This window comes from Acidobacteriota bacterium (assembly GCA_003696075.1).
In the GTDB taxonomy this organism is placed as follows: domain Bacteria; phylum Acidobacteriota; class Polarisedimenticolia; order J045; family J045; genus J045.
Genome location: RFHH01000155.1, coordinates 1 through 12,569 on the forward strand (window position 1 = coordinate 1; position 12,569 = coordinate 12,569).

Genomic DNA, 12,569 nt, shown 5'->3' on the forward strand with positions numbered 1-12,569 from the left:
CGCTCAGCGCGGCCAAGCCGGAAGCGGGGCCTGTCCCGCGGCCGGACAGTCCACTGGACTGTCCGGCAATCCGTTTGCCCGCGCTCAGCGCGGCCAAGCCGGAAGCGGGGCCTGTCCCGCGGCCGGACAGTCCACTGGACTGTCCGGCAATCCGTTTGGCCGCGCTTAGCGCGTCCAAGCCGGAAGCGGGGCCCTCCATCCGGGTCGGGGCGTCCGGCTCGGGCGCTCGGACCTCCGTGCGGGCCGTCCGACGGGACCTGAGGCGCTTCGCCTCGAGGTCCGATGAAGATTCGGGGCTAGGAGGGATCGACCACAGCGGTGTTCGGGAAGAAGGCGCTCCACGCGAACCAGAACGCCGGCTGGACGGGCAACTCCTCGAGGCGGGTCCCCTTCAAGGGCCCCGCCGCGGCCATTCCTCGGGCGAGATCCCACCGCGATCCGGTCTCCCGGTCGGTCACCACACCCTTCTTCCCGCGACGGAAGGTCAGGCGGTGTCCGTCGGCGCGGGCGGCGAACGCCCGGACCCCACCGTCGGCGGCGCGCACGATGACGACCGGCTCGCCGCCCAGCTCCGCCTGCACGAACCGGCCCCTCTTCAGTCGGTCGTCCCGCACCGCGAGAGCGTGGGGTCCGATCCGGATCCCGTGGACCAGCGTCTTCGCCGGCATCTTACGCCGCAGCCACTCGGTACGGAACAGGCCGGCGCGCCGCTTGTCCCGGAAGTAGTCGGCGTAGCGGGAACTCCGGATTTCGTGCGGCTTGGCGAGCAGCTTCGTATCGGGGTGTTCGGCGTACCACCGGCGCCACGTCGTCTGCACCACGGGAAGCATGCGCAGGCGGTGGCCTGCGAGCGGGCCGTGCAGCGCCTCTCCCGTGACGTGGCTCCACAGCGTGCCGGTCTCCTTGTCCTGCATGACGAGGCTGTTGCGCCAGAGCTTTCCGGAAACGATGAACGTCAGACGCCGGCCTTCGATCTGGCGGACGTGAACCACGCCCGTGTGGCACAGAGGTCACCAGCTGGCGGCGAAGAGCGTGTTTCCCGCGGCGTCGTTGACGATCTCGTGAGCGTCCAGGTGCCAGAGCGAGTAGGCGTGCGCCTCGCCGCCGACCACCACCCCCAGAACCGGCTCGTCCGGCAACATCTGCGCCTCGGCGTCCTTTCCGGTGACGAACCGCGGCGCCTCGATCGCCGGAATCGCCCCCGGGGGAAGCACCGTGTACATCGGGTCGCCGTCGAAGATGCCGAACACGGCCGGCGGCTTCCGCGGCTGGGCCGTGCCAGGCGCGGCCGCCGCCGCCAGAAGGAGCGCCCAGCGGGCTGCCCGGCCGATTGCCGTTCCTCTCATCGCTGTCTCCTCGGCGTCCGCCGGACGCCCTCGTCCCGCCCGTGCGGTCCGCCCGCCTCGCGGAGCGGGTCCAGCCAGGGGTGGGCCGCCGATGCGGCCGCCAGATCCTCCGGCGTGTCGACGTCGCGCAGCTCTCCGAGCAAGGCGACGGTGGCGTGCGCCTCGCTCAGACGCGCGCGCGTCGCGGCGAGCGTTTGCCCGGTGCTCCAGGGAATGTCCCGAAAGACCTCGACCACGGGACGGGACAGGCCCAGGAGGTAGTAACCGCCGTCGACCGCCGGGCCCAGCACGGCGTCGTGGCCCAACAGCTTGGCGAAGGCCTCGTGGAGGCGGTGCCGGTCCAGTCCCGGGCAGTCGCTCCCGATCGCGACCACGCGACGCGCCCCCTCCCCGAACGCCTCGGCGAACGCCGCCGCGAGCCGCGCGCCGAGGTCGCCTTCCGCTTGCGGCCGATAGGTGAACCGGTGTCCGAGCCACTCGGCCACTGCGGGAAGCGCGGCCGGGGGATCGACGAGAACCGTGACGCTCGCCCCGTCCCGCGCCAGTGCCGCCGTCTCCCGGGCGGTGTGCTCGGCAAGGCGGCGGTACAGGGCCGCCGCGCCGTGCGGTCCCAGCGCCGGGACGAGGCGCGTCTTCGCCCGTCCCGGTGCCGGCTCGCGGACGAACAGGAGAAGCCGATCGCTGGCGGGGCTCAGGTCCATCGCTCAGCAGCATCCCGGACCGCAACCGCTCCCCTCGCCGGCCGGCTCGCCCTCGATGAGGAAGGAGCCCGCGTACGGCGGGTGGCTCAGCTTCGCGGCCGTGTCGGTGCAGACCTCGACCGGGACGCCGCGGGGGAAGAAGTGGCCCTCCTCGTCGGTCACCCCCTTGAACGGCCCGAGGTAGACCGCCCGCTGCCCGGCGTAGACACAGCCACTCTTCTTGCGGAACTTGAAGGCGCGCACGGTGATCGAGTGGAACCGGTAGCCCGACACCTCCCTCCAGAACGTCTTGCGCAGCACCTCGATCCCGTGGAAGCCGCAACGCTCGAGGTACAGGAGGAACTCTTCCTCCGTGAGCGCCCCGCTGATGCACTCCCCCCACAGCCTCGGATCCCGGCGCTGCTCCGGCGGCACGGCTTCGTCGGAAACGATATCGGAGACGACGATGCGCCCGTGATCCTTCAGCACGCGCCACATCTCGCGGAAGACGCGCTTCTTGTCCGGTGAGAGGTTGATGACGCAGTTCGAGGTGACGAGGTCGACCGTCTCGTCGTCGACCGGGATCTCCTCGAGGAACCCTTTGCGGAATTCGACGACATCGTAGCCGAGACGCTCCGCCACCTCCCGCTGGCTCTCCCGGGCGATCTCGAGCATCTCGTCGGTCATATCGACGCCGATGGCCCGGCCCTCCGGACCCACCTTCCGGGCGCAGATGAAGACATCGATGCCCGCCCCCGATCCGAGGTCCAGCGTCGTCTCCCCGGGGCGGACGTCGGCGTCGGCGATCGGCGAGCCGCAGCCGTAGAAGCGGTCGAGGACCTTCCGGGGGATGTGGGCGACATCTTCCGGCTCGGGTCGCACCGGGCAGCAAAGCTCCGCCTGCGGCGCGGCCGCCGCCGCACCGTAGAACTCCCGCACCAGCCGGCGGGGCTCGTCGATCTCGAAGGAGCGGACGCACTCGGAATGCGAGGTGACCACTTCCGGAACCGGCTCGCCGGTGGCACAGTGGATCGTCCCCTCCCCCATCGCGGTGATGGCCAGCGGAGCGGAGTAGCCGGCTTCCCCGTCGCTGAGCACGGCCTTCCGCTCGAGCGCACGGTCGAACAGGGCGTCGGTGATCATCGCCTTGTGAAGCTCGCAGTACGGATCGTGCGCGAGGATGGATCCTCCGTAGAAGTAGGCGTGCTCGATGTCACCTCCTCCGCAGAGAAACTTGAACGGGCAGTCTCCGCAGAGCGGCTTCTGCTCCACCGTCGCCGCCCGGAAGCGGCGCGCCACCTCGCTCTCGGAGAGGATCCGGCCGAGCGGTGCCTCGAGGATCGATCCGCAGGCCAGCTCCGGGACACCGGCCATCGCCGCCGACGGGTAGACGGTCCCGTCCGAGTAGACACACAGACTCGACACGCAGGCGTTGGACAGGTCGCGACGGACACCCGCCGGAGCGTTGACCCGGGCGCGGATCGCCTCCCAGTTGTCGATCGTCACCCCCACTTCGCGGCCCGCGCGACGGCAGGCCCGCACCACCTCGATCACCCGCGAAACCTCGGGCGTCGTGTCCGGCGCCTCGCCGGCGGCGCGCCCCCTCTTGTGGAGCCACAGGAGGTGATGGTTCTGCACCCCGAGGCGCGCGAGCAGCCTCGTCACCTCCGGCACGTCGTCGGCGTTCGCGCGGGTGATCGTCGTCGTCACGGTCACCGGCCAGCCCGCCGCGGCGGCCCGGCGGATGCCGGCGACGATGCGCTCGAACGTGCCGCGGCCGCGGATGGCGTCGTTGACGGCCGGGCTTGCCCCGTCCAGGCTGATCTGGAGCCGCATGCGGCTCCGGTCCAGGGACTGCATGCGGGAGAGCCGGCGATCGTCCAGCAGGGTGCCGTTGGTGAGGACGGCGAGTTCCGCGTCGGGGTCGGCCAGAGCCTCCCGGCACAGCTCGACGAAGTCGGGGCGCGCGGTGGGCTCGCCGCCCGTGAAGTAGAAGCGGCGCACGCCGAGCGCGCGAGCCTGCCGGATGACGTCGACGAGCGTCTCCGCCGGCAACCCCCGGTCGCCGTCCGGCCCGGACGAGACGAGGCAGTGACGGCACGACAGATTGCAAGAGTTGTTCGTGTGCAACCACAGCTCATCGAGGGAAGCGTTCTCGAGCCATGGCGCTCTCCCCGGATAGGGCTTCGGCATCGGCGGCGCCGTCGCGACGAATCCCTGTCGCAGCGCGTCCCTGACCACGGTATCGACGTGCTGCCAGGCGACGTGCCACTCGAGCCGGTGGCGGGCGGAGTAGTCCCGGACAGCGGCCGACAGGGGCCGACCGCCCCGGAAGGTCTCCAGGATCGCCGCCCCTCGGGCATCGGTGGCCAACCAGTTCGGCCCGGATGGATCGATCAAGACGTACAGTCCGTCCCGCCGCTCCACGTCGATGCGATCCGGAGCGTAGAGAAGAGTGTCACCGTCCAGGGTCATCGTCCGTGTCCCCTCGCGGCGAGGCCGGACGAGCGCTCCCTCCGCTCCCGGCCTCCCCGGAATTCCTGGATGTTCTGCTTGCGGCCAGGCCCGCGCCAGCGCGTCAGCCGCGCCGGATCGCGGCCGAGCATGAATCCCGCCAGGACGACCTGATGCCGCCAGATCGTCGAAATGTATCCATCCCTCCGGTAGCGCCGTGGGGAAGTCGGCAGCGGCACAGGGAGCAGCGCGGGGGGATGTTTCCGCGCGAGCCGCCGCACCAGCCCAACGTCCTCCAGCAACGGCCAGTCGGGGTAGCCGCCGACGCGCTCGAACAGGGTCCGTTCGACGAACAGCCCCTGGTCGCCGTAGGGCAGGTGCAGGAGGCGGGTCCGCAAGCGCACCGCCGCCTCGAGGATGCGGTCCGGGAGGCGGGCCCCGGCAACCGCGAAGCGGAAGCAGCCCCACCGCGCTCCGCGAGCCGCCGCCCGGCGGATCGCATCGGCGCAGGCGGGACCGGGGCGCGTGTCGGCGTGGAGGAACCAGAGGACGTCCCCGCGGGCCGCCCGCGCCCCCGCATTCATCTGTCGCGCCCGTCCCCGCTCCGCGCAGAGCACCCGAACGCCTGGAGACCGGCTCGCCAGCTCCACAGTCCGGTCGGAGCTTCCCCCGTCGGCGACGACGACGTCCAGCGGGCCGGCGTTGCCTCGCAGGGCGTCGAGGCAGCCGGCGATCTCCTCTTCCTCGTCCAGCGTCGGGATCACGACCCCGATCGTGAGCTGGCGCGTGCCGTCCATCATCGTCCGTTGAGCGACCAGTCGTAGTCGAGGTACGCGACGGCAAGCTGCCCGCGATGGAGCCGGACGAACGCGCGGTCTTCCGGCTCGAGGAACGGTAAGACGAAGTCGACCACGCTGCCGCCGCTCTTCTGGAAATCCTCCGCGAACCACTTGAAGATCGACGAGAGGTAGAGCGTCGGCCGCTTCCCGCCGAACCAGCCCCGCTCCACGGCCGTCCGGGCACCCTTCCGCTCGTCCGCGAGGAACGAGCGGGCCGCCCGGTCGAGCTGCTCGTCGAGCCGTTCGGCCGAGTAGGCCTCGGGGGCCAGGTCGGGGCAGGAGCGGGAGGCGCAGACGATGGCGAAGTGAATCCGCGGATCGCCGAACCGCTTGCGCAGGATTTGGTGCTCGATCTCGTCGAGGGAATAGAGCGTCCCGCCGACGTCCCAGCGCCGCGCGAGCCAGCGGTCTTTGCGCGCGATCTCCTTGATGCTGGCGATCCCGGGGTAGCGTTCGAGGATCAGCTTGGTGGTGAAAGCGTTGTACGCGTTGATCCACAGCGCTTTTCGAGCGTCGACCGATCCCGTCTCGGGGTCGGCTTCCGCCAGGGCGGCGAGGTACTCGTCGAGTTCGCGCTCGTAGCGCTTGAGACAGGCATAGTCGACTTCGCCGCCGGCGACGAACGCCCGCAACAGGCGGTCCCAGCCGGCGTGCAGCCCCGTTCCGATGGGTTCCGGCGGAACGGCGCACCGGTCTCCGGGTGCGGCCGCGGCGCCACCGGTGGCGAGCAGCGCGAGAACGAGAGCCACTTTCGCGGAGCGCCTCATCGCCGCCACGCCAGGTACCTCCCCAGGACGCGCTTCATGAAGGGCCGGAGTCGGGTGCGATTGTACGCGTCACCGATCTTCCGCCACACCTCGGCCTGCGTCGGGTAGGGATGGATCGTCCGGGCCACGGTCTTGAGACCGCAACCCGCGGTCATCGCCAGGGCCATCTCGCCGATCATCTCCCCGGCGTGCCGTGCGACGACCGTCGCGCCCACGATACGGTCGGTGCCGCGCTCCACGTGCACCTTGGCCAGGCCCTCTTCATCCCCTTCGAGGACGGCGCGATCCACCTCGCGGAACGGCATTTCGAAGGTGTCGACGGCGATGCCGCGCTCCTCGGCCTGCTCCGGCAGGAGCCCGACGTGGGCCAGCTCGGGGTCGGTGTAGGTGCACCAAGGCATGGTGAGGGCGCTGGCCTTCGCCTTGAACGGGAACAGGGCGTTCTGGATCACGATCCTCGCCATCGCGTCGGCAGCGTGGGTGAACTGGAAGGCGGACGCGATGTCGCCGGCGGCGAAGATGTTCGGGTTGGTGGTCCGGAGCCGATCGGAAACGAGGATGCCCTTCCGCGGATCCCACGCGACACCGGCGCGGTCGAGGTCGAGCCCCTCCACGTTCGGTTTTCGTCCCACCGACACGAGAATCGCGTCGGCTTCGACCCCTCGCTCGGCGCCGTTCGCCTCGAAGACGACGGTGCGGCCGCCGGGGGTCTTCTCGACGCGCTTGACTGCCGAGGAGAGGACGATCTCGACGCCGTCGGCCTCCAGCGAGCGGCGCACGCGCTCGGCCGCATCGGGATCGTCGCGGACGAGGATCCTCGGGGCGGCCTCGAGCAGCGTGACCCGCGAGCCGAAACGGCGGAATGCCTGCGCCATCTCGCAACCGATCGGCCCGCCGCCGATGACCACCAGCCGCGGCGGCAGCTCCGTCAGCTCGAACAGCGTCTCGTTCGTCAGATAGCCGGCTTCGGCCAGCCCCGGGATCGGGAGCTCGGCGGCACGCCGGCCGGTCGCGATGCACGCCTTGCGGAACCGGAGCCGCCGGCCGGCGACCTCCACCGCATCGCGGCCGACGAACCGCGCGTCGCCGAGGAAAACGTCGACGCCCAAGGATGCGAACCGCTGAGCGGAGTCGTGCTCGCCGATCGAAGCCCGGAGGCGGCGCATGCGTGCCATCACGGCGGCGAAGTCGACGCGGGGCTCCCCGGGAACCTCCACGCCGTACCGGGGGGCCTCGTCCACCGCCGCGCGGGCGCGGGCCGCGCGGATGATCGCCTTCGACGGGACGCAGCCCACGTTCAGGCAATCCCCTCCGAGCAGGTGGCGCTCGACGAGCGCCACACGGGCCCCGAGACCGGCCGCTCCCGCGGCCGTGACCAGCCCGGCGGTGCCGCCTCCGATGACGACGAGGTTGTACCGGTCCGCCGGGTCGGGGTTGACCCATCCGGGGGGGTGGACTCGTTCGAGAAGCCGCCGGTTGTGCTCGTCCAGGGGCCGGACGAGGGGTTCGCTCGCGGCGGCTTCGCCGCCCGCGAGCTCGTCGCGTCTCATCGCGTTCGTCGTTCCGGTCATCTTCGCTTCGGCCTTTCTGCGGGGGCGCGCTCCCCTTTTTTGCCGGGGACCGGCGCCCGCACTGGTTCCCCGAAAGCGCCCTCCGGCCGGGGACCGAGGGGGACGTTCGTCCCCGGCCGGAGGGCTTGTTGGGGGTGGGGGGCGCGTCTGGCCTCGATGGCGCCGTGCCCCCGCCCGAGGGAAAGCAAGGACGGTGCCGCCGGGTCGGCGAGGACGCGGAAGAGCACAACTTGCTGACAGAAAGCCGGTTGTCGCGCCAGAGCCGGAGCGCCGGACCGGGGGACGAAAGGGGGAGTGCCGAATCGGTCGACCCATCCGCGATGCACTCTCGTTGGGAGGTGCTTCCTCGATGGTGCGAAACGCCGCGCAACTCGATGGAGGACGGACACTTTCGCCCGATCCCCGGTCATCGATCCGCTCGAGACCGGAACCTCCCTCCATCCAGCGAGTTCGGCGGCGGAACGCACCATTGCGGATGCACCTCACATTCCCGGCGGTGCGAAACCGGGTTTTGCTCGGTGGCACGCGGGGAGTTGCGATCGGACCCGCGAGGCGGAGCCGGCCGATGCCCGAAGCTTCTGTCGGGGCAACGAGCCGGCTGGCACCGGCGCACCATCGCCGAGGCACCCTGGCCTCAATGCGCGGGGGCCGTGGCGATCTCCAGGGGGTTCGACCTCAAGCGCCCACCGTCCCGCCCGAGATCCACCCACAGCCGACCGAGGAAAAGGTCCGGCCCCGCCGAGGCTGCCAGCGGTCGCAGGTCCTCCGCTCCCCCGGCCCGGGGACCGATGCGGACGGCCGCGGGGTCATAGGTGAAATCGTGCAGGCAGGCGACGCCGTGCGCCGGAACCCAGCGGCCCCCCACCACCGCCCGGCGGCGCGGGGGCTGTCTGAGCACCGACGACGCCGATTCCCCGACCAGGGCGTACGTGATCCGGCCGGGACGCACGTGGCGCGGCTCGTCCGTGTCGTTCGCCAACCAGAGCCAAAGATGAGCGGGGCGCCCCGGTGCGAGCGCGAACCGCTCCGGCACGACCGCGAGGCGGAGTCCGCCTCGCGGCGGCCCGAACTCGGACGGCGTCCTGGGCACCGAGAGGAAGAACGCGACGCCCGCGACCGCCGCCGTCAAACCCGCGGCGGCCAGCAGCGCTTCGGGGACACGTCCGAGCGGCCGCTCGCCGAGGAGGTGGGTGAGGAGACCCGCCGCCAGCACGTTGACGGGCAGCGCGGCGTAGCTGAACAGATCCCAGTCCCAAGGATACGGCCGTCCGTTGACGACCGTGAACCCGTAGGCCAAGAGCACCGCGGACAGGGCGAGCGGCAATGCCACGCGCGGGTCGCGAAAGCCCGAGCGAGCCTTCGAGGCCAACAGCACCGCGAGCGCGATCGCCAGCGCGAGCCCCGCACGATCGTCCAGCAGCGCCTGCTGGCCGATGTCGCTCAGGTGCCATCCCGAAAACCAATACTTCGGTGCCATGAAATTGGGAACGAGCGGCCAATAGACGTCGGAGGGCTGGAAGGCCTTCGCCCGCGGCAGGTGCTCCGCGTCCCGCGCGGCCTGGGCCCGCCAGAAGTCGATGAGGTGGCCCTGAATCGGTTCGGGCCCGGCGACCTTCTCCGCCGTCACCGGCAGGACCATCAAAGCGACGGCCGCGACCGCCAGAAGCCCTCGTTTCGCCGCGGAACCGCGCAGGCCGGATGCCGCCTTCCCGATGACGGCGAGCGTCACGGGGACCAGGAGAAGCATCGCCACGTAGGCGCCCGTAGCCAGCCCGGCGACGGCGGCGAACGCCCAGAACCGGCGCCGGTCGGGGGCCTCGAGAAGGCGCCAGCCGGTCCACAGGTACAGGCCGATCAGCAGTCCGACCGGAGCGTAGACTTCCAGGTGGCCGAGCCCGATGCCGATCACCCCGAACGCCGAGAGATACAGCGCCGGCCACGCAGCCGCCCGGCGCGTCCACCCGAACCCGTCGACGATCCGATACCAGACCCAAGCTGTCGCGGCGCCGCACGCGGCGGAGGTCCAGCGCACCGATTCGAACGGCGTGAGGCCGGCGAGTCCGCCCAGCACCCGGTGGCCGTAAACGTAGACGAGCGAGGCGCCGTACCACTTGCCGAGCGGCTTGCCGTCCTCCGCGATCCACAGGATCCATTGCCAATCGCCGATGTAGGTGGGTGGGACGATGCGGCTCAGAATCGCGGTCAACGCCAGGGCGACCGCGATCGTTCCGCCGACGCGGGCCGCCCGCGGGCGGACGTCCGACAGGCGCCGCCATGCCAAGAGCGCGCCCGACAGCGTGCAGCCGAGCGCCACGCCGAGCGCGACGGCTTTGCCGGCACCGGTGCCGGAGGGAAGCGACCAGAGTCGCCCGGCGCCGAACGCCAGCGCGAGGACGGACGCGAGGAGTGCCACCCCGAGGGCGCCGGCGGCCGCGGCCCGCACGGCGCCGATGTCCGGGAGAGCGGGCGCCGCGGGCCGCCCGGCGACGCCTCGACGCGGATCGGAGCCTGAGCGGCGGCGCCGACCCATCGGATCAATCCGCGTACCCTAGCGAACGCAGCCGCTGCAACTGCTCTTTGGGCGGAGGAGCCGCCTTACCCGGCGCCAGCCCGAGCGCGCGGCAGCGCGCCAGCTCGGACTCGAGGCGCCGCACCGCCTCCGCAAGCCGCTCCGGCTCCTCCCCAGACAGATCGTGCCGCTCCCAGGGGTCGCGCGACAGGTCGAAAAGCCGCTGCTCCCCCGTGCGCTCGTTCCGGATCAACTTCGTCGGGAAATCGAGAAGCGCGATGAAGGGGGGATAGCGCAGCGCCGGCGGGCGCGCCACCGCAAGAAACGTCCGGTGCGCCGTCGGCTCGGCGGCGAGGAGGTTCCGCCCCCAGAACTGGCGGGGCGGCTCGACACCCGCGATGGCGCACAGCGTGGGCGCCACGTCGAGCAGATCGACGCGCGCGTCGCTCCTCCCGCGCCGCCGCCCATCGCCCGGCAGGCGCCACAGCATCGGAATGCGGAGCATCTCCTCGTACACGGTCGTGTTGTGGAAGAGCCTGCGGTGCTCCCCGAACCCCTCACCGTGGTCGCTCAGCACAACGACGGCCGCCCGGGAAAAGCGTGGATCCGACCCGAGGCGGTCCAGGAAGCTCCCCACCGCGGCATCGGCATAGTGCGCGTGCTCGTCGTAGCGGGCCCGGAGCGCGGCGAGCCACCTGGGATCGAGCGGGCGGTCGTCGTGGGCCGCGATGCTCGGGATGCTCGCGTCGACCTCCGGCGCACCGGGCACGCGGAACAGATCCCGATGCGGGGGCGGTGGCTCGTAGGGGGCATGGGGCTGGAGGATGTGAATGTAGGAGAAGCGAGGCCGGTCGTCCCCGTCATGGAGATCCTTCCAGGCGAGATCGAACAGCACCTCCGGCCTCACGATCCAGCCCGGATGGCGCGGTTGGATGCGGACCCGCTCCGAGAGTTCCGGATCCACGTAGGCCTCGACCATGGTGTCGAAGCCTCGGTCGAATCCGAGCCGCGCGGTCACGTTCGGGTTCGCCGAATACGCCGCCGTCCGGTAGCCGGCCTCTCGAAGCACCTGCGCGATGGTCGTCACCCCTTCGGGCAGGCCGCGCTTGAACGTCACGTGGGTCGCCGGAATCGGCAGCGACGTCAGCATCGCGGCCACCGAGGTCGGCGTCGAGCAGCTCGGAGCCCGCGCTTCGGTGAACCGGAGGGCTCCCTCGGCCCACCGGGACAGGTGCGGCATCACCGGCCGCCCTCCCACCGTCCGGTCCAGCTCGTCCGCCCGGAGGGAGTCGATGACGATCAGCACGATGTCCGGAGCGGCTCGGGGGCCGCGCCGCGCCATTCCCCAGACCGCCGCCGCGCCGGCAGCGATTCCCAGAGCGAGGAGCCAGCCGCTCTTCCCGCGCAGCACGTCGGTTCCTCCCGCCCCCGATGGTAGCCGAATCGAGGGCGTGGTGGTGGCGCAGCGCGATCCGGTCCCCCACAATGGGAGCACCCCGTCCCGGGTGGCCGGACGGGGCGAGGAGCCCTGGATGATCGCACCGGAGGAGGTCCGGCGGCGCCTGGAAGCCGCGTTCCCGGGCGCGAGGGTGAAAGTCAGCGACATGACCGGCGGCGGCGACCACTATCAGGTCGAGGTCGTCTCCGAGGCCTTTTCGGGCAAGTCCTACGTGGAACGGCACCGGATGGTGTACGCCGTCTTCGGGGACGTGCTCGGCGGGGACCTTCACGCCCTGTCGGTCAGCGCTCGGACGCCCGACGAATGAGGGACCGCCCCGTGCGACCAGCGAGAAAGTGAGGAATCCGATGCCCCGCGACGTGGTGGACGAGATCAAGCGCGAGATCGCCGAAAACAAGATCGTTCTCTACATGAAGGGCACGCCGGAAGAGCCAAGGTGCGGCTTTTCCGCCGCGGCCGCCGACGTGTTGAGGCAGATCGGGGCGCCGTTCAAGGCGGTGAACGTGCTCGAGGACCGCGAGAAGTGGCAGGCGATCCGCGAGTATTCCAACTGGCCCACCATCCCGCAGCTCTACGTCGACGGCCAGTTCATCGGCGGCTGCGACATCATGCGGGAGATGTTCTTCAAAGGGGAACTCCAGCCGCTTATCCAGAAAGCCCTCGGCGGCACGCCCCAGGAACCGTAGCGCGACCGCCCTAAAGATCTGCGGGCGGCCCGGAGCCGCCGGTACGCGTTCTCCATCGTAGGGCAGAGGCAGGAGCGGCCCGCCGGCGCTCGAAGCGTGCGAGGTGCTTTCCCAAGGGTGCGCTGTCGCGCCGGCGGGGCGCAGATGCGGCCCGTTCCATGCCACCTCCCGCAGCCGGGACGCGCGCGCCGATCGGCCCTTCCCCCACGCGCCGGACCTCGCCATCCTTCCGCCATGACCCGAAGGCGACATCCCCGC

The 12,569-nt window shown here is 71.2% G+C and carries 11 protein-coding genes; 2 read left to right on the plus strand and 9 right to left on the minus strand.

Features of this window, described 5'->3' with window-relative positions:
- Positions 1–296: 296 nt before the first annotated feature.
- The 9 genes from D6718_10400 to D6718_10440 all read right to left on the minus strand — a co-directional run bounded on the left by D6718_10400 (position 297) and on the right by D6718_10440 (position 11,772).
- A complete protein-coding gene (locus tag D6718_10400; protein ID RMG44238.1) occupies positions 297–1,007 on the minus strand; it encodes a DUF3179 domain-containing protein in 711 nt (236 codons plus the stop codon).
- A gap of 3 nt (positions 1,008–1,010) precedes the next feature.
- Positions 1,011–1,346 (minus strand): DUF3179 domain-containing protein, encoded by a 336-nt coding sequence (locus tag D6718_10405; GenBank protein ID RMG44239.1) that lies wholly within the window; start codon positions 1,344–1,346, stop codon positions 1,011–1,013.
- Complete coding sequence (locus D6718_10410) at positions 1,343–2,047, minus strand: glycosyltransferase (protein RMG44240.1); 705 nt, start codon at positions 2,045–2,047, stop codon at positions 1,343–1,345. Before D6718_10410 ends, D6718_10405 begins: the two co-directional genes overlap by 4 nt.
- Before the next feature lie 3 nt (positions 2,048–2,050).
- Positions 2,051–4,501, minus strand: coding sequence for a radical SAM protein (locus D6718_10415; protein ID RMG44241.1), 2,451 nt, complete (start codon positions 4,499–4,501; stop codon positions 2,051–2,053).
- A complete protein-coding gene (locus D6718_10420; protein ID RMG44242.1) occupies positions 4,498–5,280 on the minus strand; it encodes a glycosyltransferase in 783 nt (260 codons plus the stop codon). Before D6718_10420 ends, D6718_10415 begins: the two co-directional genes overlap by 4 nt.
- On the minus strand, positions 5,277–6,095 hold the full coding sequence (locus D6718_10425; protein RMG44243.1) for a DUF547 domain-containing protein: 819 nt from the start codon (positions 6,093–6,095) through the stop codon (positions 5,277–5,279). Before D6718_10425 ends, D6718_10420 begins: the two co-directional genes overlap by 4 nt.
- A complete protein-coding gene (locus tag D6718_10430) occupies positions 6,083–7,636 on the minus strand; it encodes a mercuric reductase (protein RMG44247.1) in 1,554 nt (517 codons plus the stop codon). Before D6718_10430 ends, D6718_10425 begins: the two co-directional genes overlap by 13 nt.
- A gap of 655 nt (positions 7,637–8,291) precedes the next feature.
- Positions 8,292–10,187 carry a hypothetical protein gene (locus D6718_10435; protein ID RMG44244.1) on the minus strand — a complete coding sequence of 632 codons (1,896 nt, stop codon included), beginning with the start codon at positions 10,185–10,187 and terminating at the stop codon, positions 8,292–8,294.
- Positions 10,188–10,191: 4 nt separating this feature from the next.
- Complete coding sequence (locus D6718_10440) at positions 10,192–11,772, minus strand: hypothetical protein (GenBank protein ID RMG44245.1); 1,581 nt, start codon at positions 11,770–11,772, stop codon at positions 10,192–10,194.
- Here D6718_10440 and D6718_10445 point away from each other — a divergent pair.
- Together D6718_10445 and grxD are read left to right on the plus strand one after the other, a co-directional pair.
- Positions 11,699–11,932, plus strand: a complete 234-nt coding sequence (locus D6718_10445) for a BolA family transcriptional regulator (protein RMG44248.1) — start codon at positions 11,699–11,701, stop codon at positions 11,930–11,932. The two genes, D6718_10440 and D6718_10445, sit on opposite strands and share 74 nt — an antisense overlap.
- 40 nt (positions 11,933–11,972) lie before the next feature.
- Complete coding sequence (gene grxD / locus D6718_10450) at positions 11,973–12,311, plus strand: Grx4 family monothiol glutaredoxin (GenBank protein RMG44246.1); 339 nt, start codon at positions 11,973–11,975, stop codon at positions 12,309–12,311.
- The last annotated feature ends 258 nt before the right edge of the window (positions 12,312–12,569 follow it).